Here is a 24,985-nt window from a genome sequence, read left to right on the forward strand (position 1 = left end):
AACGTGTTTTCGCCGGATTTGAATCAGGCGATTGCCCGAACGGAGCGTGTCGCGTTGTCGACTTGTTTCCTGTCCGGGGTCGGGACTTCGCAGCCAATAAATATGCAGTAGAAAGAGTCCGGTGGTGCACTATTTACTAATATTTTTTATTGAAAAAAGCCAAATGGTACATTCGCCATTACCTGGAAAATGGGGAGTGAACACGGGGCGATTCTGTTTCGCGGCAGCCCGACGCGGATATTGTTGTGAATGTGACCGAAATGGCAGGGCTTGCGGGAGAGGACTGTATGCCGTGAGGCAAACTTGTCGGTGACCCGCGGTGTAAAGTAGTCGGGAATATCTGGTCCGGTTACTTTCTGTTGATCATTCTTTATATCACCATACGAAAACCGTCAAAATAGTTACGAGTGGAAGCTTGTCTTTGAAATATTTCCAATAATCCGCCGGGCAATAAGCGATCGTCTCTTTTCATTATTCTTAATATCAAAAAGATACAGATCTCTAAGCTTATGCCAGGAATAAATGCTTCGCATTTGTTGTAATGCATTTCGATAAAACCTGAGTTATAAAAAGAATGTTAGCTGGAATTATAATATTTAAATGGAGTAACTGATAAAACTTATTTAACGGTATTTTCCGCATGTTCATTAGACTAATACCAGATGAATTACTAATGTTTTAAGTTATTGATAATCATTGAATTGTTCGATTGTTTTGTACCTATAAATTAATCTGATCGTACTTTTTAATTTGTTTTTGTCATCTCATTTGTAGGCTATACCCAAAAATATATTGATGAAGTGTCTAAAAAATGCGAAGTATATCTATTGTGTACTAGAAATAGTTTTCTTTTGATAGTGTAAGAATGTATAAATAATATATTGGTGTAATTTTGGTTACAAAAATATTTCAACTAGTTGTTGTAGTAATACAAAAACTAATACTTAGATTTATCGCAATATTTTATTGTTGAAGCTCTGGAATATTTTAAATGCAATTTGTATTTAAAGTTCTTATGCTGATTAACATTTTCTCCCTTCTCTCATTTTAACCATTTAATTATTCAATCATGAAAAAGTTTTTTCAAACCACCGCCTCTATCCTTATTACTGTTCTGGCAGTAAACTTCGTAGCTACCGCCGGTACCCTTCCTGACGGTAAAGGGAAAGCAGTAAGCGTTACTTTTGACCCGGCTACCGGAATTGGCTTTGTAGGCAAGGGTGATGTGCAGCTCGCCTTCGGCTGGAATGATGCGGCGCTGCAGATTAACGCACCCGCCGTAACTTTCACTTATAATTCCACCGACTCATACGACGCGGTTTGCACGTGGGTTACTGGCGAAGGAACAAGAGGTGAGAAAACGCATAATGTAACCTTCAACAAAACGACCGTGGTCAACTCGACCATCGCTTACGAAGCTAGAAGAAACAACCTGGGCAAGATTACCGGTTTTAATTTGACTGGTTTGGGGACAGTTACGACGGATGGCGTGGTACCGGAAGTAGGCGGTGCGTGCTTAGGAGAGGGTGCCAACGGTACCTATTCTTCTGTAACGCCAACCGGCTCAACAGGTGGTCTTTATGTCAACTTTAACACTTCGAGTGTCCTGCTTCAATAATTCCTATTGAAAATGTCAGATTTGCAGCAGATCGCTAACGGGCGATAGGCGTCAAAACAGGGGCTGGTAATAACTGGCGCCTGTTTTGACATTGCAGCACATTCAGGCTTTCACACCATAGTTTTACATAGCCCATGCCATTCAATTGCGCCATAACATCTTGTGTCACAGACAAAGTCAGAAGCATTGGCTGCGGGGTTCTTTTTTTTTGTATCACTTTAGTGGGATCGGTTAAGGGTCAAACGCCTGATCCGGTAGCTCAAATGCCTGTTTTGAGAATCAGCGGTATTGTTTGGGACTCGGCCGGGAAAGTTCCTGTGAACAACGTTTCCGTGCTGCTGGGTAGCATCGGAACAGATTCGATGGTTGCTTTGGCATTGACAGACAAACAGGGAGCGTTTGTACTGTCAGGTCCGGGGGGCGGGTCCTATGAATTGCGAATAAGCTGTTTGGGTTACGGGTCCAAAGTTCTGCGTATACCCATGACCGCCAACAGTCACATCCGTTTGGATTCTTTGCAACTGTCGGCACGACCTGTCTCCCTCCATGAGGTTACGGTGACTACGCAAAAAAATCCGGTTCAATACGAAGCTGACAGGCTGATCTACACCGTTGCAAACGACCCGACCAACGCGAACCTTAATACCTTTGAGCTTTTTCGCAAGATTCCCATGCTCACCATTAACGGTGATGATGGCATTGAACTGAATGGCAGCAGCAGCTTTCTGGTATTATTGAATAACCGGCCCTCGTCGCTTTTTGTAAGCAATGTGGAAGAGGCGCTCAGAAGCCTTCCCGCGAACTCGGTAAAAAGTATTGAAGTGATCACGAGCCCGCCTGCCCGTTATGAGTCGGAAGGGATTGGCGGGATCATCAACATCGTAACATATCGCCGGAATGTAACGGGCTATTCGGGATCGGCCCGGGCAGGTTATTCAGCGCCGGGAGGGCCTGTAACCAGTGGCTCGGTACAAGCCAAAGCGGGGGACCTGGGTTTTGCAGGAATATGGAGTCTTGCAAACAGCCGCCGCCCCGCCACGACCAACTCCCTTGACCGGCTTGACAAACTTTTTGGTACTATTCTGCAACAGGCGGGACAAAATAAGGGGAACTACGAAAATTTGAATCTATCAGGCGAATTAAGCTGGCAGGTCGACGATCGGAATCTTCTAAACATTCATTACAACTCAACCCGTTCCACTAGCGAGAGCTTGTCGGACACGCGAGTGAATATACGGGACATGAGCGGAAAGGCCTTGCAATCGTATCGTTCCCTGAACACCTTTAATTCGGTCTCTCCCGGACACGACTGGGGTTTTGACTACCAGCTTGGGTTTAAGAAGAATAGCCAGCAGTTATTGACCTTTTCGTTTCGGGAGCTTGAAAACGAGAATAGTTCACATTCCCAAAATCGCATAGCAGAGAGGTTAAACGCCTATCTGAGGGGTGGAGTTTCGGAAAATAGCAGTCGTTTTACCGAGCGGACGGCTCAGATAGACTATGTGCAGCCTATTAAAAATCACTCTCTGGAAATAGGGTTGAAGACCATTTTGCGCTCCAATAACAGCAGTTATTTTTTTGACCGCGAGTTGGCCGGTACCAGTCTGTTTACACGTGATTCCAGCCTGACCAACCAGTACGACAACCGGCAGACTATCAATGCCGGCTATGTGTCCGTTTCATTGAAATGGGGCCCCTGGTTGTTGAGGACGGGCACCCGGGTGGAGCAGACGAGGGTTGCGGCGAATTTCAGGACAACCGGTACCCTGGCCAATCAATATTATTTCAATGTAGTGCCAAATGCTACCTTTTCACGAAAGTTTGGCACATCTACCAATCTGTCTTTATCGTATAATCAGCGGTTACAGCGGCCTAGTCTCTTTTTCATCAACCCATTTGTGAATAACCAAAATCCCTATAATATCTTTTACGGTAACCCGTCGCTCAATCCGACTGTCAGCCATGTAGTGAACCTGAACTTTAATACGTTTACAGGTAAAACCAATTTTTCGTTAAACCTCAATCACAACTTTACCAACAACGCGATTTTGCAGTTCACCACCATCGGTGCCGACACGGTGGCTCGTACTACCTTTGGTAACGTCGGGAGTGAATCAGGTTCGGGGCTGTCTCTGGGGATTAGCTCCACTTTTTTTGGAAAGCTTTTTATAAATCTGAACAACAGTATCAATTACCGAAGGTTCAGGAGCAGGACCGACCAAAGACAGACATCGAGTGACGGACTGACGTACAGTAGCTTATTCAGCGCCGGCTATACCTTTACAAAATCGCTGCGCGCCAATGCAGCCGCATCCTATACTTCCGCGTCCCTATCCTTCCAGGCGCGGAGCATCGGTTTCTTTTCTCACAACCTGTCATTGAATTACAGTTTCCTGAAAGACAAAAAGGGGGATTTTACATTTTCCGCCGTAAGCCCGTTTATCCCAAGCCGTCAGAACCGAACCGTAACCGAAGTCAGCCAATTTTCGATGGTTTCTACCAACGCAATTATCATGCATCGTTACATGCTGACATTTACCTACCGGTTTGGGAAGCTCCAAGGCGGTTTCAAACGTAAAAAACGAGGCATTCTGAATGATGACCTGATGGGACAGTAGCGATCCGCTTCCACGGGGCCGGTCGGTTATACATTCGCCTTTCCCGACGAAGCTTCTGTGGGCTATTAGCCCCCCATCATTGCCGCAATTGCACCCCTCATTGCTTTGGAAGTGTGCCGAGATTTGTATCCTCACAAAAACTGATACACTCATGAACAAGCACATCCTTATCATCCTGTTGTCGGCCATTACCGTTTTCAACCTTGGTTGCCGGCAAGGTTCGAACGAAAAGCAGGACAATCCGGCCGCGCCGAAGGATTCGGTAGCCAGCGAGCCCGTCAAGCCATCCCAAAGCGGCTATGCCGACGTCAATGGATTGAAAATGTATTATGAAGTTTACGGCAAAGGCAAGCCTGTGGTTTTGCTGCACGGGTCCTTTATGAACATTATTTCCAACTGGTCGCAAATTATCCCGATGCTGGCCGGCAGGCAGGTGATCGTTGCCGAAATGCAGGGGCACGGCCGCACCCGCGATATCGCCCGGTCATTGAGTTTCGAAGCCATGGCCGACGATGTTTCCGGTCTTCTCAAACATGTGCAAGTCGATAGCGCCGATATTCTTGGTTACAGTATGGGAGGCGGTGTGGCTTTTCAGTTTGCCGTGCGTCACCCCGAACAGCTCCGTAGATTGGTAATACTTTCAGGCGCCTATGCGCACAATGGCTGGTGGCCCGACGTCGAAGCAAGCTTTTCGACGACGACAGCGGATATGTTCAAAGGTTCGCCCATTCAAACCCAGTGGGATAGCCTGGGCAACGACCCAGCGAAGTTTCCCGAATTCTTCAAAAAAGTGATGAGTATCGACCTGAAACCTTATGACTGGTCGAAAGATGTAAAAAACATCAAAGCACCGATATTCATGGCTATCGGAGACGCGGATGGTGTGCGGTATGAGCATGCCATTGAGCTTTTCCGCGCCAAGGGCGGCGGTAAAATGGGCGATATGCATGGCCTTCCCAAATCGCGGCTGGCGATACTGCCAGGAACTACCCACATAGGAATGGTGGTACAGCGCCCCAATTGGCTTATTCCCATGATCACCGATTTTCTGGATTCCGACCTGAATTCCGCGCCGCCGACATTCTGACATTATTGAGAATAGGGAGGTAGTAATCCCAAAGACCCGTTTTCACGTTTGCGAACGGGTCTTTGGGAATTGATAGAGCCAGTTTATGGGATATTAATCAATCCATCCCGGGTTTTGAACCAGGTTGGGATTCATTTGAATCTCGCCCGTAGGTATCGGCCACGTCATAAGGAAGTCTCCTTTATAAGAATAATCGCTTACGTTGGCGCCCCATATCTGTTTTTTGCCGTTTCCGGTATAGAACACTTTCTCGCCCCAGGTTTTCCAGCGCAGTTCATCGAAGTAGTTAATGCCTTCGCCCGGCAGTTCGATCCTCCGTTCGTTGCGGATTCTTTGCCGCAGATCTTCCTGACCTTTTACCGCCGTAGCCGCATTCGAGTTCAGCAATGCGACCCCGGCCCTTTTTCGTACTTCGTTTACTTTCTCGATTGCCTCCGCAGTTGCACCGGCCTCGTTCAGTGCTTCCGCCCACATGAGCAGCACATCTCCATACCGGAGGATCGGGAAATCGGTTGGGCCGTAGTTGCGATCAATCAACCCCGAAACACCTTCGATCACGAACTTCCGGTAGAAATAGTAAAAATTGATCTGGGTATCGCTCTGGATATCACCACCCGTAGCGGCTTGTCCCCGGAACGGCCACCGCATCGTCTGCAAGCTCTCCACATCCGTAAAGTTGAAAGCGCCCCGGAAGGTGGCATAAGGGGTAACCACATTGGCCTGCAAGCGAGGGTCCCTGTTTTCATAGGCTTTTTTGATGCGCTCTTCATTGCCTTGTGGCAGATACAAACTCATTTTGGCCCCGCGAGCACTGGCAGCCGCATGTTCCTCCGCGGTGATATTGTTTCTCAGGAAAAATACCTCCCGCTCAGCCACCGTCAAACCCGAAAAACCCGGTATAACATCGTCCCACTTGAATGGGGTGCCATCGATATTCTCGTGAAGGTCCACCAGGTTCGGCGACGGCATGTAGTAGTTCCATCCGCGGCGAAATGCCGAAGGCCAGCCGATAAACAGTTGAAAGTTGTTTCCATACCCCTGCTCACCGCGGTGCTGGATAGAGAAAATCATTTCGGAACATTGCTCGTTGGCTTCGGTAAACAGTGCTTTGTAGTCGCCGAACAATGCGTGCCCGGCATCCTTCACCTTCTGAAAATCGGCGGATGCTTTTTCCCATTGTTTCAGGTACATATACACCTTCCCGCGTAAAGCGTAGGCGGCCGCTTTGGTGGCGTGACCATAATCGGCATTGCCGCTGGCGTAACGGTCGGGCAGGTTTGGTTCATTGATGCAATCGTTGAGATCGGCAAGCACCTGGTTCCAGACCTCGGCTTCGGTAGCCCGCGGTTTGGTCGCTTCCGTGGGCGTAAAGGGTTCGAGGTAAATCGGCACACCTTTGTACAGCTGGTTGAGCCGGAAATAGAAATAGGCCCGAAGGAATTTGCATTCAGCTAGGTAGCGCGCTTTCTTCTTATCGGTGGAAGGTGATTTTGCAGGAATATTTAAAAGGGCGTCGTTGGCCCGCTGGATGCCTTCATACATATGCTGCCACACTTTGGAAAACATCGCGTCGCCGGCGGTGATCGTGCCTCTCAGCAGCGGCTCGTCCCAGCGGCCTTGTCCGGTGTAGCCGAAGCGGTCGGTTTGGTAAAGTTCATGTACGGTAGTAAGTCCGCTGTGGCCCATTTCAAGCCTGAAAGTATTGTAAATGCCGGCTATCCCGAGGTCGGTCAGGTTATCGGTCGTCCACATGGTGGCATCGGAAACGGAAGAGTAGGGGGCTGTATCGAGCAAATTATCCTGGCAGCCGCCCAGGCTCAGGGCTAAGATTATAGCAAAGAATTTTTTCATCATTTTTCTTCTTTAAAATGAAACATTCAACCCCAGCGAAAACTGGCGCATGGTCGGATAATTGGGGTTAGGCCCGATTTCGGGGTCCAATCCAGGAAACTTCGTAAGCGTCAGCAGGTTTTCACCTGCCAGGTAAACCCGCAGTTTGCTCATGGCCAGTTTGCTTGTCAATCGGCTGGGGAAGGTATAACCCAGTTGGAGGTTGCGGAGCTTCGCGAAGGAGGCATTGTACAAATAATAGTTACTCGTACGCCCGTTCTGCGCGTCCGTTACCCCTTTGAGCCGTGGGTAATGCCCGTTCAGGTTATTGGCGGGGTCACTGGCGTTGGATTCATTATAGTAATAGTGGTTGTCCGCCACCAGCGTTGGCACCGATTTTCCTTGCGCTACGATCGACTGGTTCAGGTAAATCGTGTTCCAATAGTAATGCACTCCGGCCGCACCCGACCAGATCATCGAAAGGTCGAAGCCGCGGTACGACAAGTTGAGCGTCAATCCGTAGTTGATGGAAGGCGTAGCGCGTTTGCCCGTAAACTGCTGGTCATACACGTTGCCGTAAATGCCGTCGCCATTGGTATCCGCGTAGATTAAATCGCCGTACCAGATTTTGGTCGGGTCGATGCCGTCCGCGGGTTGAAATTTGTATCCGGCATCCACCATCCCGCGCAGCCAGGTCAGGTCTTCCGCCGTCCGGATCATCCCATCGCGCGGGCCTCCGTTGACATCCAGTGAACCGTCGGAGTGGCGGTAATTACCCGAGCCCTTGTAAACCGGGTACAAGTAAAGCTCATTGATGGCATGGCCTTCCAGGATACGTTCGGTACCGCCGGTCGACACCGTGCCGATATTGGACTGGTAAACGCGGCTGCCCGAAACATCCGCATATCCCTCCTGTAATTGGCCTTTATAGGTGTCGACACGGTTGGTATTGTAGGCAAAATTGCCCGATATCGAATATTGGAAATCGTTAATCCGGTCCTGGTATCCGAGGCTGAGTTCTATACCGCGTTTGGTCACTTCGGCGATATTCATCGTAGCCGGGCTGGCAGTACCTACAATGAGCGGGATATTGGGGGCGAAAAGGATTCCGTCCGTAAAGCCCTTGTACAAATCGAGTTCGAAATTCAGCTTCCGCCGGAGCGCAAAACCACTGAGCCCGATATTGGTCGTTGTGGTCGTTTCCCATCTCAGGTCCCGGTTGCCGGTTTTGGTTTGGGCGAGCCCCTTTATGGCTGTGTTATTGAAAGAGTAATTCACCGTGCCGTACGCGGGCAAATGATCGTAGTTACCGGCTGCATTGTTTCCGGTCCGTCCCCAGGAAGCGCGGATCCGGATATCGTCGAAAATATCGGTCAACGGCTGCATAAAAGCTTCCTCCGAAATGCGCCAACCTGCCGAGAAGGCCGGGAAAAAGCCCCACCGGCTCGATTCCCCGAAGCGCGACGATCCGTCATACCGGAATACTGCCTCGGCCAGATATCGTTTCTTGAAAGAATAATTGAGCCGCCCGAAAACCGATTTCAGCCCGTAGTCCGTTTCGTCTCCATTGATGCCCGTCATGGTGGTGCCTGAATTCAAAGTAGTCAGGTCGGGATGCGTAAGGCCCTGCTTGGATGCGTCAAAGTTGTACTGGTTGAAATATTGCTGGTTGTACCCCACCAGCGCACCTATCTCGTGATGGGTAAATTCCCTGTTGTACCGGAGCACATTATCCAGGATCAGGTTGCGGCTTTTGTACAACGAGTACCGGGTGGTCATTTGGGCAGCGGGTTGTGCTGCGGTGCTTAGCGTATTGGTCGCGAAGTTCCACTTTTCGTATGGAACCGGGTGCGTATTGTTCTCGGTGTAGCCCTGGTTGTAATGCACTTTGGATTCAAATTCCAGCCCTTTGAAAAGGTCCAGCTTCGCAAACAATGTGGTATTGATCCGGCTTACCCGGTTGTTGCCGCCCTGGCTGTACAGCCAGGCAATCGCGTTGTTGGCAGTTGCAGATTCCTCTGCGGCTGCGGGAAAGCCATATTTGCCCTGATAAACCGGATAAACACCCGGTACGGTCTGGGTAAGGTAGGAGTAAGCGGTGCCCACGTCGGCTACGCTGGTATTCTGAAGGTCGCCGAAAGTCTGTGTTCCCACGGTCAGGAATTTGGCCACTTTGGATTGCAGGTTGATCCGCATCCGCACGTTGTCGGCGCCCGTTTCAGGCATGGTTCCCGGGTTGTTGAGATAACCCACCGAAAACAGATACTGCGTGTTTTCCGAGCCGCCGTTGAGGGTCAGGTTATGGTTTTGCAAAAGCCTGCGCTCTCCGAACAGAACCTTTCCCCAGTTGGTATTCGGATACGCCACATTGTTGGGAATGCCCTGGTCGGTTAATGCGTCGGGATTTGCTTTGGCCGCTTCCCATTTTTCGATCGTCGGATTGGAATACACGGAAGCTTGCCCCAGGTTGTTGAAACCCTCGTTGACCAGGCGCATGTGCCGGGCATAGTCGGTCACAAACTCCGGCACGTTGTTGGGCCGCAGGAGGGAGGTCATCACCGTGTAGTTCACGGAGGTTTTGCCTTTAGTACCCTTTTTTGTCGTGATCAGGATTACACCGTTGGACGCAAGAGAGCCATAAATAGCCGCTGTGGCCGCGTCTTTGAGTACGGAAATGCTTTCCACGTCATTGGGGTTCACCGCGTCCATGGAACCTACCACGCCGTCGATCACGACCAAAGGAGAGGTGCTGTTCAACGTGCCCGTGCCGCGTATGCGTATGCTCGATCCGTCCGCACCCGGCTTACCCGTGGTTGCCTGCACATTGACACCTGCTGCTAACCCGGCCAGCGAAGAAGACAATGTCGAAGCCGACCGGTTTTCAACAGACTGTGCATTGATGGTCGACACGGAGCCGATTACGTTTCCTTTTTTCTGGGTACCGTATCCTACTACTACCACCTCATCCAGGCTCCGTTCATCCACTTTCAAGGCAACCTCGATCAGTGTCTTGTTTCCTATCGCCTGGATTTCCCTACTCACATAACCGACAAATGAAAATACCAGCACTGCATTTTCATCCGGTACATCCAGGCTGAAATTTCCGTCCCTGTCGGAAGTAGTGCCTTGCTGCGTGCCTTTGATGATTACGTTGACACCCGGGAGTGGTTCGCCCTTTTCGTCGGTCACTTTTCCTTTCACGGGCAGGGTTTTTGGGCGCTGTTCCGGCAAATCTTTGCTCAGACCACTGGCCGGTGCGCCCGCTTCTTTTCCGTTCTGCGGATTTTTAATGATATACACCATACTACCGGTGTTCATATACGTCAAATGCAGCGAGCCGAGCATCCTGTCGAGCAACTCCGTTACCCGGTAGGTTCCCTTGCCGACGACAAAGCGGGCTTCGCTGTCGACCTGGTTCTCGATAAAAGCGAAACGAAGCGGGGTTTGCTTCTCGATTTTACGGAACAGGTCCCGCACACCTTCGTTTTTCAACTGAATGGTAACCTGCATCTCGGCCAGGGGCTGCGCCTCGGAAGGCCGGGCGGCCATGAGCTGAATGCAGCTTACTGCGATGATCAAGTAGGATAAACCTAAGCGCATAAGAAATCGGAGACCGGGCTGATGGTTGGAAAGTGCATACCTTCCCCCGATGATAAAGTTTTTGTACATTTACCAGACGTTTTTAGTGATAGCCAATTATTAAAAGCGACACCCGTTCGTTACGCCTAACTTGCGGGTTAAAAAGCCTTTCGGTTCCCGCCGAAGGGCTTTTGCTTGAATGTGGTTTGAATTTTCAGGCACTGAGGCGACACTCAGCCATCTCTGGGGAAAATCGTAAGATCTGCGCCGTACGACATTGTTTTCAGGGTTTAGTCATTATAATCAGGGTTCGTGCCCGCATTTGCATTAATCACAGGAGCCACCTTCTATCGAGACATTGCCGTTTTCGATGGTATAAGAGGCGCCGATCATTTTAGTAAGTACGGTCAGGACGGTATCCAGGTTTTCGTGATGCATGAATGAGGCTGTGATCCGGCATTTCCGGACTTCCGCCCGGCTAAAAGTCAGTTTCACACCATAGTGTTCTCCGATGAGCTGGCCGGCTTTTTCCAGGTCGATGTTATCCAATACCAGGTAGGCATCCTTCCACGCAGTTTCTTCAATAGCGCTCACTGAGGCCGTGTCGTAGTGTTCGGTCCGGGTATTGACGGTAATCTGCTCATCCGGCTTGATCTTCGCGTACACGCGCTGCGCGCTTCCGACCTCTACCAATCCGCGGGTAACCGTGACGACCACTTTATCTTTCTGCATGTTCACATTAAATGCTGTCCCGAGCACCCGCGTCACGACAGTGCCTGATTTCACCCGGAAGGGCTTCGTAGGATCATGAGCAATGTCAAAATAGGCTTCGCCCCGCAATGTCACGTCACGCGACCCGTTCCGAAAAGAGGCCGGTGAGTAGGTGAGCTCGGCATGCTCGTTCATCAGCACCGTACTGCCGTCCGGGAGCGTTAAAAATTGTTTTCCCCGAACGACCTGAGGCTGGTCCTGTCGGGAGGGCTGCTCATTGTGGGTTATATTCACCCGGGCCGTCTGGCTGCTCCTTAACGTCAGCCACATGACGCCGCCCAGGGCCAGAATCACTGCCGCGGCCCAACTCCACCACATAGTCGCCCTCCCCGCTTTGGGGCGGGCGGTACCCAGAATATTGGTCAGGATTTCCGCGCGCGCCTTGCCAGGCAGATTTATTTCTGACGAATCCGTGTCGGAATGCGCATCCAGCCACTCCCGGAAACGGAACTCATAACCATTTTCCGTCAATTGCCGGAGCTCCTGATTTTCCGCATCGGAGGCATCTCCCGCGAGGTACCTGGTCATGAGGAAATCAAATCGTTCTATTCCCGATTGCTGGAAATCGCCGGGGGCATTCGCATCGTGGTCGGTGCTCATGAGGGCATCTGTTTTTCTACTAACACATGAATGGATCAGAGCCGGGAACGGCCCTTTATTTCATATGTCTCCTGAAAAATCGGTAGGGGGCAATTTTTTCTAAAAAAAATTATTTTGCTGCGAAAATCAGCAGCCAGAAGAACGTCTCGGCCTTTAAAACAGGGGCGAGACGGGTACGGATAAAACGTAGAATGCGTTTCATATGCGCTTTGACGGCCAATCTCGAAAGGTTCATCCGCTCGGCGATGGCCTCGTGGGAGAGCCCTTCTTCCCTTGCCAGTTGAAAGATCTCCCGCTGGTGGTCGGGCAAGCTTCGGACAGCCTCCTGCAACAGCCTTTCGCGCTCATCTTCCTGGACCATCCGTTCCGTGGCGTTATCGGCCTGTTCCTGATAGCCGATTTCGCGGATCATTTCGGTAAAGTTAGATTTGCGGCGGTAGGCATCGAATACCTGCTTTTTGGCCATTCCGTGCAGATATGCCCCAAAATTCAGGACGTCGGCCATTTTTTCTCGTCTCAGCCATACGTCCATAAAAACATCCTGCACAATTTCTTCGGCAGCATCCGGCGAGTTAAGAAACTTCAAGGCAAGCCGGTAAACCTTTGGGCTGTACGCATCGAAAACCCATACAAAGGCTGATTCGCTTCCATCGGCTAGCTCGCGCAGCATTTCGCGCTCGTTATCTGATTTGTGCGTAGCCATGATGAGGGAAAAACTGGTTTTTAAAGCAAAACTATTACAATTTTTATAAAATTTATTCAAATAAGCTGACTGGTGCTACTTTTATTTCGGTAAGACAACCTGCCCGGTTTTCAGCAACACATTGCTGATTTTCCATTTGATGTATTTTTTTCAGAATTGATGTATTTGTTCAAAAACCGGTATATCTTTGTCATCAGATGATATGATGAATACGCCCATACATAAAAGATCATTAGCCGACGAGGTCGCGAACCAGATCAAGGCCTATATCCGGTCGGGGCATTACGTGGCCGGTCAGCGCCTGCCCACCGAACCCGAATTGATGAAGCAATACGGGGTAGGGAGGTCTTCCATTCGCGAGGCAGTCAGAATGCTGGCGAATTCCGGGTTATTGCGTGTGCAGCAAGGCCTGGGGACATTCATCAATGAGTTTGTAGAAGAAAATGAAACGTTACATCAGCGATTAAACCGTGCGGCAGCGAAGGATATTGATGAGGTAAGGCAGTTGCTGGAAGCTAAAATCGCGCAAAAAGCAGCGCTCAACCGTACCCAGCAGCAGCTCGACGAAATAGAAGGTTTCCTGAATGAGCGCATCCAAACTGCTCACCAGGGCAAGATCGAGGAATGCATCCAGGCAGATATCAATTTTCACGTAAGCATCGCCAGGGCATCCGGCAACGAAATTCTGGCCGACATGTATTATGCATTTTCGTCCCGACTGAAAAGCTGGTTTTTACAAATCCACCCCGATACCAGTTCATTCATTCAAACTAACGATTTGCACAAATCCCTGTTTATGAGCATTAAAGATGGTAACGAAGAGCAGGCATTACGCTGCGCCAGGGAAATTTTGAGGCATTAAATTTTTTTAAACTTAAACATCAGATGATATGATGAATAGTTCCGCGATCAGGGAAACTCCCGCGCCTGTTTTGGAATCCGCCAAAACGGTGTACCCGATTCTCTTTGCAATTAGTTTCGCGCATTTGCTGAACGATACGATGCAAGCAGTCATCGCGTCGATTTACCCTTTGCTCAAAGTTGATTTTCACCTGAGTTTCGCCCAGATAGGCCTGGTAACATTGTGCTATCAGATTACGGCTTCTCTTTTGCAGCCGTTTGTGGGTCTTTATACGGATAAAAACCCCAAACCCTTTTCGATCGCCGCGGGAATGGGCTTCTCGTTGATCGGGGTGCTGTCGCTGGCCTGGGCTGATTCCTTCGCATTCGTATTGATCGCCGTGAGTCTGATCGGTATGGGGTCGTCGATCTTTCACCCGGAATCGTCGCGCATTGCCCATTTGGCTTCCGGCGGCAAGCGCGGCTTTGCTCAATCGTTTTTCCAGCTCGGCGGCAATAGCGGCAGTGCCCTGGGGCCGTTGCTGGCTGCGTTGATTGTAGCGCCTTTTGGTCAGCATGGCATTATGTGGTTTTCGCTGGCTGCGATCATGGGTGTGATGCTGGCCATCTACATCAGGAAATGGTACAAGGGTAGTATTTCACAGAAAACGGCCAAAACAGCGTCCGCTACCCATGCTTCGCTGAGCCGAAACAAGGTGGTTTTCTCTCTGGTGATCTTGCTTATCCTGATTTTCTCCAAGTATGTGTATCTGGCCGGTATGACCAGTTATTACACTTTTTTCCTCATGCATAAATTTGGCCTGACCATTCAGGAGTCTCAGATTCAGTTGTTTATATTCTCGTCGGCGGTCGCCATTGGCACTGTCGCGGGCGGGCCGATAGGCGACCGGTTCGGGCGCAAGCATGTTATCTGGATTTCGATCCTCGGCGCCGCCCCCTTCACCATGCTGCTGCCGTATGCCAACCTGTTTTGGACAACCATTCTCGCGGTATGTATCGGACTGATCATCTCCTCTGCCTTCTCGGCAATTGTGGTTTACGCACAGGAATTGGTGCCGGGAAAAGTCGGCCTGATCGGCGGATTATTTTTTGGATTATCTTTCGGTATGGGCGGGCTCGGTTCTGCAATGCTGGGTAACCTGGCCGACCAGACGAGTATCGAATATGTATTTCAACTTTGCGCGTTTTTGCCACTGATCGGAATTATCACCGGGCTCTTGCCGAAACTTAAAAACGGGTGATTGCCACGGATTAAAATATTTCTGTCAGAATTCGGATGAGGGAGCCACCCTGGTATATGTCGAAAGGTAGTGTAATGTCTTCTCAAAATCCGTGTTTGAGGGTATTGAATCTGCTAATTGATGAAGTTCTGTTGATGTCATCTTCACTGCACCCAAATATCCGCTTTGTACTTCCTCGCCATAGAATAGTGTGCCCCGATTTTCGTCGAATTGGAAGAACACACATGCACGGCCGGAAAACACTCGTATCTCATGACGCCTTAGGGATAATAAGCTTCCTTTGACGAGTTTGCTCAGTGCTTTCAGGCCTTGTCCGCCCGCATGTTCACACGTTTTTACCTCTAATGTCCGGCTATAACTTCTTCGAACCAAATACCATAAATACGTGCCGAATATAAACAATAGCAAGCCCAGGATGAAGCCTTTGAAAATGTTTAGAACCATAGATTTGAGGATTCGTTATCAGACGTTCTGGTAGCGAACGAATATCATTTCGATCTTTTAATCTTGCTCCGACAAATGTCTCCAATCACAACAGCAACAAGAATCCCAAGAACCACATACAAAGTTGGTCATACTTTCCAATTTTGCAATTGAAACTGTATAAGTAACAGGACAATTATCGCTATTGCTATCAACACTATAACGCGGGCTGCATTTATGTAAATCCTTTGCATTTTTTTGAAAGTTGGTGTCTTACTGCAAAATATATGTCAAGATAATGTGTGACTATCGAATAACCGCGGCTATTGATGACTCATTTAACCGGTTGCAAAGAATAAGCAATTTAAATATCAAAAAGGAATCCGGACGCCGATCATTACTTGCCGTGGCCTGAGTTGAAAGCCGCTCTCCGCGATTGTGAATGCGGAATTTACGATGGATAGATAATTTTGTGCATTCGTCAGATTTGTTCCCCGGATTTCGAGATCCGTTTTCCTTTTTCCAAAAGTATAACGGTATCGCAGGTTTAAATAAAACTGGTTTTGACTCGTGCTTCCCCGGGTGGTATAATGCTCTGCGTCCAATCGCAGTGCATGTGCATTAGCGGGGTAAATGTCGATTCCTAATTGCAGTTGCGAAATGCCCGATGCTTTATTGCGCTGATCGGCGATCCGACTTTGCAAAAAATGAATGGTTTCCGAAAGTTCCATGCCAAGATAACTCGTAAACAATGTCGACGCCGATAGCCCCAGGCGATAATTCCTGTTTCGAACCGAAACCCCGCGATCGGTCACGATCTGTTCGGATCGGGTAAATCCGGCGTCGCTGTTCAGTTTGAGGGAGGTTTTGATTTCACCAAAATACTTACCAATTCCTAAATGGACATTCTTCGAAAGCTGAACATTGTTATTTAGACCGAAGGTAAGTTCCGCAGCACCTGTTGAATCGATGCTGGTGCGGTATTGCAAATTGTTGTTGATCCGCATTGCCGAAGCGGCCAGATTGAGGAATACCAGCGAAAGCAGGTTTTTGTAGTTTATTCCTATCCTGCCCGTGAGGACCCTGTTAACCGGAATGGCTCCGATGGCTTTCTGCACGTTTCTGTACGACCTCAGAATAAAGCCATTGTAAATCTGCGATGGACTGCCGAAGTCGTATGAATAATATACACCAGAGGTAAAGTCGGTGTATTCCGTGACGCGGTACCTCGCCGTTATCGAGGGCTCGAATGCCAGCCGAGTCTGCCTTTGAAGTTCGTCTTTTATGAAATCTGATACTCTGAATGCATGTACCCTTAGCGGGAGATTCAGTTCAACCTGCCATTTAGAAGATTCATAGTAGCTGCTTATCTGTGCAAACGAGGTCAGGTGTATGTACTTCAACTCGTTTCGAAATGCATTGCCGTGCGTCCGCGTGCTGTCGCTGGCCGTCGTGTTTATAACGCTTTCGAATTGATGGTTTTGGAAGTTCAAACCTGCCAACGGTGTGAATGCGATTCGTGAAAATTGCCTGGTAAAGCTGATCGAATTTCTCGAATCCAATTCGGTGGTAATTACATTTTGCGAAATGGATTGAAAACTTTTACCTGCATTAAACAGGTCCTGAAAAACGCCGGGGCGAACGGTCAGCGTTTCCGGTCGCCGGTTGTAAATTGTTTGCGAGCTGATGTTTAACAGCTGCTTGCCCGCATGTGTAATGAGGGTAAGGTTGTTTTGCAATTGGGTTTGTTTGCTTGCCAAATTCTGATCCGTTGGAAGCAGGTTACGGCTTAGTTTACCAGCACCATCGATTTGTCCGAATTGCCCGCTGATATTATTTTTCAAAAACAGCTGTTCGGTGTTCTTTTCAATGATCAGATGGGTATTCAGCGCCTTTGAATCGGAGCGGTTCGTGATCCGTTCGTCGATCTCGACGGTTCCGCCGGGCGTTAGCAGTCGTGTATAGTTTTTTCCGGTTTGGCGCTGCACTTCGTCCCGTATTCCTATGCCCAATTTCAGCTCGGTTTGGTTCCTGTTTTTTTTGATCAGGTTTAATGAGCCGAGGTGAGATGTGTTGTCGAGCCACCGGTCGGGGCTGATATTGGGCGTACTCAGCGACTGAATGCTCAGTACCGGAGCCGGGACCCTTACTTGCGGCGATTGGGTGAGGACATCCTGCTGCCTGGAAAGGTCTGCCCCGGCATTGTTGCTTTGTACGCTCGCTATCGCCTGGAAGTTTCGATTGAATACCATAGGAGTGACGTTTACCTCCCACAAAACGGGGCTCAATCCGACGCCGGCTTTTGCGCTTCCGGTTGTCGTGATCTTTTTGAGCTGAATGTTGAGTGAGGCCTTCTCCGAATATACTTTTGATTTCAAAATTTTGATCGGCTGGTCGTTTTCCATCACCTGCACTTTCCTGACGGCGTCGGCCGGCAGGTTCTCGTTGGCAAGATTGTATCTGCCTTCGAGCAAATCCAGGCCGTTGATGTAATATTTCCCGATCGGGTTTCCCTGGTAGAGTATCTGTCCGTTTTCCTTGATCTCGATGCCTGGCATGCGTCTGATCACATCCGCAATCGTCCGGTCGCCTTCGGCCTTGAAAGCGCTTATCGGGTAATCGATCGTATCTTTTCGTAAAATGATCGGGGGCGCTTTAACCGTTAGTTCTTGCAGTTTTAATGCGCTTTCCTTTAAGACCAGCAGTACGGACTGCGTTTTGTTGGAAAGCAGGAACACTCCCACTTCGAATCCCAGACGTGTTGCTTTTAGAATAAGCGTGTCGGCGGTGAGGGCTATTTTCAATGTAAAACTCCCGTCATTGGCGCTGAATGTGAATGCGGATATCGTATTGTTTTTGTTAACGATCGCGATGTTTGCATTTGGAATAGCTGTGCCGCGCTCGTCTGTCACCTTGCCCGATATGATAGTTTGGGCATGGGATTGGCTGCTCCCGATCTGGATGAAGAGAACGAGGGCTAAGATGATTCGCTGGGTTATTCCAATCTTCAATTGGTATAAAACTCAATCGGGTTGTTGTCGGATTTGATCTTCTGCTGCACTCGTTGGGTTATTTCGCTTCGGCCCGATGTGAAAACCACGCCGGATTGTTCGGCTATGCCGATGGGGTTTGCCCGGTATGCTTCGCGTTTTCTGAAAAATGTCCGTTTGTCAGTTTTGACGAATTTCGACGGCCTCGTGTCAGGCATTTCACGCCGCGACTGCCTTAGGCCGTTTAAAACAAAGTCGTATTGTCTTTTTGAATCGCTGAGACGGATTATCAGGCCAGGCAGTCCGCAAAACTTGTATGGTCCTTCACTAACCGGCACTGCCTCCGTAAACCAGGCCTCCCATTTTCTGCCGCCGAATTCCGTTGTGGCCCGCTGGACCGGATAACCCGCAACCCTCGCGGTGTCTTGTGTTAAAGTCCATTGCAAATGGCGCCCGGTTTCGGCGTATGAAAAGTAATCGTGGTAAATCCTGTCGGTTGTATGGATCGAGTTGCAGCCGTGTTTGACGATGTTAAAATCGAAATCCGTCCGGTGCTGTTGTAGAAATGAAGCCAGGTTTTGGCGGTTTGCGCCATCGCTCGCTGCCGCGATGGCCGAATCCTGCAAATACCTGTTTTGGCTCTTGAAGAGGGATTGCTCCCCATTGATAAACAGAAAAAACGACTCCGTTTTGGAAACGTTGCTTGTGCTATCGGGATAAAATTTCAATTCGAAGGTGCAGGTGATGTCAGAAACAAAGGGCGATACTTTGTCCTGACCTGTTGCAAATTCACAGGCCAACATCAGGAATGCGACACAGGTAAATCGTAACATATCGGATACTTTATGATGTAAGTACAGATATATTATAATTTACTTATACTCTACATTAATTTTATGGACATTCAGTTGCATTTACGCCGTCATAGACGACCATCTTAGCCGGTCCGATATAGCGTTGTAAATCACTGGTCTGTAGGAACTCGCAACGGTTGGGATTGAAATAAGTGTCCAATAGAATATTAGGAAATATGGAGACGCAGGCTATGAAAAAGCTATTCTGTTTTGTTATTGTCGCTATGATTGCCGCATTCATGGCAGGATCCTGTTCGAAAAAAGAAGTCCAGGCGGTCGAAGTTTCGTCCAGGTTGAACAGGGATTCGGTCAACCTGGGAGTTTTATACGTCGATCAGGCCTATCGATATGTCGGCAAGGACTCGGTGAGTCTTTTTGAAATAGACACGCTCTATAAAGTTTACCAGAAGAGAGTCTTTCTTGCCTTCCCGTATCGGGGAGAAGGCCCGATCGGACTTTATCTCGGAGATGAATTTCCCAATACTGAAATAGAAGGGCCGGCAAGAACTTTCGCCTTGTTTAAAAGGGTTTCTTACCCTTCGGGACTGACCTGCGAATGGAATGAGGAAAAAGGCACGTTGATTGTCACCTCAAAATATACGCCGGCGCTGCTTGATATGGTCTTTCCCGGTAAATCCGCTTATATAGACCCTGCCCATTCCAGGATACATTCCAGTCTGGCGGGCGCCAGAGAGGTGAATAAAGCCGGGGGCCAATCATTCATCACTTTCATTTATCAGGATAATGACCCGAAACTGGGGCAGGTAACCTACAAGCTCAGACTGAAACAGTTGTTTGTATATGTCCCGCAAGCGGGCTTTCAGGGATACGACGCCTGGTACGCCATGTATTAAGCTGTCGGGCTCGCCGACGGGTGGTTAAACCACCCGCATTTAAGCAGAACGGACGTCCAGGATCTTTAACTTCCGGATCCCGGCAGGCATTTTCCATTCTACGGTTTCACCCTTGCAAAGGCCGATCAAAGCGGCGCCCATCGGAGTGAGAATGGATATTCTTTGCTGCTTAATGTCGGCCAGATGGGGCATGACGATACTGAATTCCATTTCCCGGTTCGTGGTCAATTCCAAAACCTTTACCTGTGAATTGAGGCGGATGCTATCCTCGGGAAGTTCATCGTCTTCTACGACTATGGCACGGTTCAGCTCGTAAGCAAGCGACATTTCGCTGGCGGCGGGGCTATCCGAGAAGTTGCTCGCAAACTGCTTGAGAAGGCGAAAATCGTTTTTTCCAAGTATGACAGGGCTTGTGTTGCTGCTCATGATGCTTTTGGGTTGGTTAGTTGTATAAGGAGTGGTTTCAAAATGAATGGGTTCAGGAATAGCCGATTGCAGTCCATTGCAACTCTTATTGAGTTGCGATGGAACTGCATGCAATGATAGCGTTATGTGTTTGTGCTGAATGGCAAATGCCCGCTTTGCTAATTGGCGGGAGAAGTGTTTTGGAGGTCGGACCAGTATTGGTAAACGAAAATCCTTTCCTGCCGCGACAGGCCCTCGTTCGCTTTGGTTAGCCGGGCCAGAATCCTCAGAAATCGTTCGGTAGCAATCTTATATGAGTTCGCCGTCCGGTTTCCAACCTGACTTTGCCGTTGTATCGTACCTGTTTCGTCCAGGACGACCGCATTCTCGCGGATGAAGTTTGTTATGATGGACATATCAGGCCGATGGCCCGGCAAGCCAGCTTCGTGCTGGCGAAACTGGCCATGTGTACTGAAAAGTTGCTGGATTTTTTCCAGTGCCGGTGAAATTCCCATGTTATCCATACATTCCAATCGATTGATAATCACTACTATCCTCTCTTATTTTATATGGGTTAATTAAAGGCCAATGCCGCAAATTGATGAAATACCTTTTCGTCGAGCTTGTAGCGGTCGTTGAGTGTAAGGCTGCTGCGGGCGTTGAAAAGTGCATAGTTTACGGCATTGTACATCAGCCAGTAGGAGGGGGTTACTCCGAGCAGGTTTTGCTCAATCCTCAGGCGCTCGCGGGCCTGCCGGGCCAACTGAACGGGGATCGGCAAACTACTCAGCACATTCTCTTCTTTGCGGGTCATGGATTTATTCTGAAAGCGTTCATACACCGCCGCTGTCAGCGTAAGGTTCTGCTGTGTTACAGAGCTTAGCAGGTCGGTCAGCTGCTGCTGAAGTACTTCCAAATCTATTTTCCGGTTTCCTTTGGGTCTGCGCAATTGCGGTAAAGCTTCCGGACTGCTGGAAGAACCGCTTTTCTTTTGCTGTCCCTTGAAAGCGCCGGGTAATTGTCCGCGAAGCCATTCCTGGTAGTGGGAGAGTTCTGTGAAGGAATCCGCCCAGCCCATTAACCCGTTTTGGCATACTGCCCTGTACATGCTTCCGCCTGGCAAGCCGGTGTCAGCTGCAAGCGTGCGCCCCTGTATGCTGAAAGGCGTTTTGCCGTTATAGCCATTGGTAACAATAATACTTCGTTTCAGGCGCTCCCCTCCGATGGGCAGTTCCTCGGGAAGGATAATGCTGATGCTGAACTCCCCGGTAATGGTGTGCTTGATCTGGAGTTCGTATTGACTGAACAGGCTGTCCACAGCCTGTCTGATCATTTCATTAGGAATAATCGTGTAGCCGGAGCTTTGTATCCCGAAAATTGTCTTCCTGTGCCCGGGCGGTGTGCCTACAATCAGCTGCTGCCGGTCGGTCGCGATAATGTCATACTCAGGCAGCATGTCGGCCAGTAACACCGAATCCACCGGATAACAAATCTCCTCCCAGGATGTAGCCGCTTGCGGCATCGCGCTCAGATACGTCATTCCAATTGTTTTTTACAGTTGTAAATTTACAGCCGGAAATTAAAATTCCAACCATCGTAGCCAATATTTCGCCTGAGCCGGGCGGAAAAGTTACAGAATCGTAAAAAATTTATGGATTCTTAAAAAAGCCCCTGCAAATTACTTGCTGGCGAGGGCACCGGTGTCAAAGCTTTTTTGAGCATTGCGGCCATTTGGGGAAAGGTAAGAAACCCTGTCGCCTTGAGGCCCCGGCCATTCACTGTAAATGTAAAGGTAGGGCAGCTGTCGATCTTGTTCGTGCGGATTTTCAGTGCGTCTTTTTGCAATGCACGCCGTGTCGCCGGACTGTCGAAATCATTTCCAAATTTTTGTAAATCCAGAATGCCGTGATTTTCCCGGCTGATTTCCCGCGCCAGGTCTACCAAAACGCCTGTATGCGAAATGTCTTTCCCTTCAACGAAAGCGGCTTTGCGAAGGGCATTCATATAAAGGCCCGCTGCTCGTTGCGACTGTAATGATACTGCCTTCACCGCCTGGCAGGCCCTGATGTTAGAAGGTTCACCGCCTGGTCCCTCCGGGCTGCGGCTCATGGCGTCACGTGTGGCCAGGCAGAACCTGACATTAATCAATTCGCTGAATTTGCTGGTGAATTCCTGCCAATGCTGCTGCATTCGCCAGCTTACAGGGCATAACGGCTGTGTGTAGTATACGATGTTGACTATGGTGTGGTTCAGGTTGATTGGTTCCATTTTTCCTTTCTATGAGTTTCAGCACAACCGGGTCACGTTGGACTCCGGGCATTTCTATCTGTAATGGTGCATGGAAGCCTCAAAAGGTGTGCCGTAGCTATGTAGAAAGACTTCGTAGCAGCAAAGAATAGCCTCTTCGTACAACCTGCACCGATGGGCACAATAATTGCTGTACAACGCATTTGAGCCTAATCATAAGCTTATGTATACAACAGATGATTTATCGGAGAGGCTCTGGAAAGTCTGCCTGCCATATATATCCAACACGAAAAGTGTCAGCATTCACAAACACTATTGCTACAAAGTGGCTGTGAGCCTTGATCACCGGATCGAATGCCGGGTGGGGGGATCTAACTATGCGGCAATGAAAGGGTTTGTGGTCAATGGCCGTACGCTGCACAAATGTATCTCTCCCGATGGGCCCGTGCTGAATATCTTAATTGAGCCGCAAAGCCCGTGGGGAAACAGGATCAGGGCGATCCTTGGTAATAAAGATTTTATACGGTTCGAAGAAATACTGGATGTGGACGATCTTGGGGTTATTCTTCCCCCAAACCATGCACTTTTAAAAGATACCGATCTGATCCCGTACATATCCGAACTGATGTTTCTCATTACGGGGCTGAAAATTCAGGATTCGAACCTGATCGATCCGCGCGTGAGGCGGGTTATTGACTACGTATCTGCAAATCTCACGAGTGAAATCACAAATCAGGAAATCCTCGATCTTACCAACCTCTCGTTTCATCGGACAAGACATTTGTTTGCTGCCGAAGTGGGAATTCCTTTATCCAGATACATTTTGTGGCAGCGGCTGCGGCGCACACTCAAAACTGTAATCGAGTCGGGTGAATCGCTTTCAAAGGTTTGCCGCGATTACCGCTTTACAGACCTTTCGCATTTCCATAAGACTTTTAAAAGCATTTTCGGATTGAACCCATCTACTTTTTTAGTTGAATGCAGGGTTATTGTCCAGGACGATGCGCACGTTGAAGAAGTTGTTGCCAATAGTGAAGACTTGTAAATTGGGGCTAATATTTACAGTTTCAGGGCTTTTCTTCTTTCAAAAGGTTGTGGCGTAGTTACGTTTGTTCCATTTTAGCGCTCCCTTTGCTCACCTTGTCGGTTTCAGCTCGGAACCACGCCCAATATTTTTAAACTTTTTGAAAGAACGGGGGTAGCGCGTTTATGAAATTATCTGTTTCTGCGGATTCTCAATCCAGAGAATTGCAGGATTGTAGTATCTCTTATATTATCAAGACAACGGACCACTCTGTACAGACGCAAAACAGATATGGATTCAAGATTGTTATTACCTTGGGTGATACCTTTGATTCGGAGATCAATGGGCATCATTACAAGGCTGTTAAAGGTTTTATCATCGATCGGAATGTACAGCATGCCTGGGATGCCGGTAAGGCAGTGACGTTTATCAGCCTCATCGAACCTGCGAGCCGATGGGGCCATGATCTCAGGATTTTGCTTTCGGGGCGTAAGGTGTGCTTTGTCGAGGAACTGATTGCTGTTGAGGAGCTTGACGCAATCCTGCCGCGCGGGCTCGAAGCGATGGGAGAAGTGATTGTAGCCCGGTGTGTTCGTGAGTTTTTTGCACGGCTCGCTCAAAAAACTCCGGCGTTGCCCCGGAGAAACATGGATGATCGAATGGAACGGGTGATATCTTTTATTGGCCAAAATCTTTTCAAGAACATCGACCTGTCGGAGGTAGCGAACCTGGCACACCTGTCTTCTCATCGTTTCAGACATTTGTTTACCGAGCAGATTGGTCTCCCTTTCACGCAATACATCATATGGCAACGTCTTAAAAAATCAATCTATGCAGTGGCTTCGGGGAAAATGACACTTAGCGAGGCGGTGGAGAATTTCGGCTTCACTGATCAGGCACATTTCAGCAATGCATTTAGGAAAACATTCGGTTTATTCCCGAGGGCGTTCCTGCAAACATCCTACGTTATCATACAGATCGGCCGGCAAAAAGAATAGCCTCAATTTACAATACCGCTCTATTTGAAAAGGTATAATTTTGAAAAGAGTAAAGGGATATTATGGTTGTTACGTGATTCGGATGATTACAGTGTATGCTGTAAAAGCTGAGTCACGTATATTTATTATCGTTATTCTGACCTTGCAAAGGTAAAGAGGTTCGGAAGAAATTTTTTCGACGCCTCTTAAGCAGATCATTCTTCCTGTACGCGAGATATTGGGTGGTAAATAAGCTGGCATAACTTTTCTAATTCAAAAGGCAGACTTTAACCATCACAACTA

At 48.8% G+C, this 24,985-nt stretch carries 18 protein-coding genes; 8 read left to right on the forward strand and 10 right to left on the reverse strand.

Annotated features, from left to right (window positions below):
• Positions 1-1,069: 1,069 nt before the first annotated feature.
• The 3 genes from AC2YIT_RS26085 (at position 1,070) to AC2YIT_RS26095 (ending at position 5,323) form a co-directional block, all read left to right on the forward strand.
• Positions 1,070-1,618, forward strand: a complete 549-nt coding sequence (locus tag AC2YIT_RS26085; RefSeq protein ID WP_487281160.1) for a hypothetical protein — start codon at positions 1,070-1,072, stop codon at positions 1,616-1,618.
• A gap of 263 nt (positions 1,619-1,881) precedes the next feature.
• Positions 1,882-4,236 carry a TonB-dependent receptor gene (locus tag AC2YIT_RS26090; protein ID WP_487281161.1) on the forward strand — a complete coding sequence of 785 codons (2,355 nt, stop codon included), beginning with the start codon at positions 1,882-1,884 and terminating at the stop codon, positions 4,234-4,236.
• Positions 4,237-4,387: 151 nt separating this feature from the next.
• Positions 4,388-5,323, forward strand: coding sequence for an alpha/beta fold hydrolase (locus tag AC2YIT_RS26095; protein WP_487281162.1), 936 nt, complete (start codon positions 4,388-4,390; stop codon positions 5,321-5,323).
• A gap of 93 nt (positions 5,324-5,416) precedes the next feature.
• Here AC2YIT_RS26095 and AC2YIT_RS26100 read toward each other — a convergent pair whose 3' ends face one another.
• From AC2YIT_RS26100 to AC2YIT_RS26115, 4 genes are all read right to left on the reverse strand, one after another.
• Positions 5,417-7,177, reverse strand: coding sequence for a RagB/SusD family nutrient uptake outer membrane protein (locus tag AC2YIT_RS26100; protein ID WP_487281163.1), 1,761 nt, complete (start codon positions 7,175-7,177; stop codon positions 5,417-5,419).
• Positions 7,178-7,186: 9 nt separating this feature from the next.
• The gene (locus AC2YIT_RS26105; RefSeq protein WP_487281164.1) at positions 7,187-10,822 is read right to left on the reverse strand and encodes a SusC/RagA family TonB-linked outer membrane protein; all 3,636 of its coding nucleotides are present in this window, start codon (positions 10,820-10,822) and stop codon (positions 7,187-7,189) included.
• Between the two features lie 237 nt (positions 10,823-11,059).
• On the reverse strand, positions 11,060-12,103 hold the full coding sequence (locus AC2YIT_RS26110) for a FecR family protein (protein WP_487281165.1): 1,044 nt from the start codon (positions 12,101-12,103) through the stop codon (positions 11,060-11,062).
• A 109-nt stretch (positions 12,104-12,212) separates the two neighbouring features.
• Positions 12,213-12,806 (reverse strand): RNA polymerase sigma factor, encoded by a 594-nt coding sequence (locus tag AC2YIT_RS26115; RefSeq protein ID WP_487281166.1) that lies wholly within the window; start codon positions 12,804-12,806, stop codon positions 12,213-12,215.
• A 187-nt stretch (positions 12,807-12,993) separates the two neighbouring features.
• Here AC2YIT_RS26115 and AC2YIT_RS26120 point away from each other — a divergent pair, with 187 nt between their 5' ends.
• Positions 12,994-13,668, forward strand: coding sequence for a FadR/GntR family transcriptional regulator (locus AC2YIT_RS26120; RefSeq protein WP_430846725.1), 675 nt, complete (start codon positions 12,994-12,996; stop codon positions 13,666-13,668).
• A gap of 28 nt (positions 13,669-13,696) precedes the next feature.
• Positions 13,697-14,908, forward strand: a complete 1,212-nt coding sequence (locus AC2YIT_RS26125; RefSeq protein ID WP_487281167.1) for an MFS transporter — start codon at positions 13,697-13,699, stop codon at positions 14,906-14,908.
• Between the two features lie 794 nt (positions 14,909-15,702).
• Here AC2YIT_RS26125 and AC2YIT_RS26130 read toward each other — a convergent pair.
• Together AC2YIT_RS26130 and AC2YIT_RS26135 are read right to left on the reverse strand one after the other, a co-directional pair.
• Positions 15,703-18,342 (reverse strand): carboxypeptidase-like regulatory domain-containing protein, encoded by a 2,640-nt coding sequence (locus tag AC2YIT_RS26130; protein WP_487281168.1) that lies wholly within the window; start codon positions 18,340-18,342, stop codon positions 15,703-15,705.
• Positions 18,339-19,154 carry a GLPGLI family protein gene (locus AC2YIT_RS26135; RefSeq protein WP_487281169.1) on the reverse strand — a complete coding sequence of 272 codons (816 nt, stop codon included), beginning with the start codon at positions 19,152-19,154 and terminating at the stop codon, positions 18,339-18,341. The genes AC2YIT_RS26130 and AC2YIT_RS26135 overlap by 4 nt, the downstream gene beginning before the upstream one ends.
• Before the next feature lie 212 nt (positions 19,155-19,366).
• On the opposite strand from AC2YIT_RS26135, the gene AC2YIT_RS26140 reads away from it, so the two are divergent.
• Positions 19,367-20,029 carry a hypothetical protein gene (locus AC2YIT_RS26140; RefSeq protein WP_487281170.1) on the forward strand — a complete coding sequence of 221 codons (663 nt, stop codon included), beginning with the start codon at positions 19,367-19,369 and terminating at the stop codon, positions 20,027-20,029.
• 39 nt (positions 20,030-20,068) lie between these two features.
• Here AC2YIT_RS26140 and AC2YIT_RS26145 read toward each other — a convergent pair whose 3' ends face one another.
• The 4 genes from AC2YIT_RS26145 to AC2YIT_RS26160 all read right to left on the reverse strand — a co-directional run bounded on the left by AC2YIT_RS26145 (position 20,069) and on the right by AC2YIT_RS26160 (position 22,702).
• Positions 20,069-20,455, reverse strand: a complete 387-nt coding sequence (locus AC2YIT_RS26145; RefSeq protein ID WP_430846735.1) for a GreA/GreB family elongation factor — start codon at positions 20,453-20,455, stop codon at positions 20,069-20,071.
• A gap of 158 nt (positions 20,456-20,613) precedes the next feature.
• Positions 20,614-20,958 carry a hypothetical protein gene (locus AC2YIT_RS26150; protein WP_430846737.1) on the reverse strand — a complete coding sequence of 115 codons (345 nt, stop codon included), beginning with the start codon at positions 20,956-20,958 and terminating at the stop codon, positions 20,614-20,616.
• Between the two features lie 50 nt (positions 20,959-21,008).
• The gene (locus AC2YIT_RS26155) at positions 21,009-21,974 is read right to left on the reverse strand and encodes a hypothetical protein (protein WP_430846739.1); all 966 of its coding nucleotides are present in this window, start codon (positions 21,972-21,974) and stop codon (positions 21,009-21,011) included.
• Between the two features lie 119 nt (positions 21,975-22,093).
• Positions 22,094-22,702 (reverse strand): DsbA family oxidoreductase, encoded by a 609-nt coding sequence (locus AC2YIT_RS26160; RefSeq protein WP_487281171.1) that lies wholly within the window; start codon positions 22,700-22,702, stop codon positions 22,094-22,096.
• Between the two features lie 202 nt (positions 22,703-22,904).
• Here AC2YIT_RS26160 and AC2YIT_RS26165 point away from each other — a divergent pair, with 202 nt between their 5' ends.
• Positions 22,905-23,726 carry a helix-turn-helix transcriptional regulator gene (locus tag AC2YIT_RS26165; protein WP_430846743.1) on the forward strand — a complete coding sequence of 274 codons (822 nt, stop codon included), beginning with the start codon at positions 22,905-22,907 and terminating at the stop codon, positions 23,724-23,726.
• 293 nt (positions 23,727-24,019) lie between these two features.
• A complete protein-coding gene (locus tag AC2YIT_RS26170) occupies positions 24,020-24,703 on the forward strand; it encodes a helix-turn-helix domain-containing protein (RefSeq protein WP_487281172.1) in 684 nt (227 codons plus the stop codon).
• The last annotated feature ends 282 nt before the right edge of the window (positions 24,704-24,985 follow it).

The sequence above is a fragment of the Dyadobacter sp. SRI_021 genome, assembly GCF_057586235.1.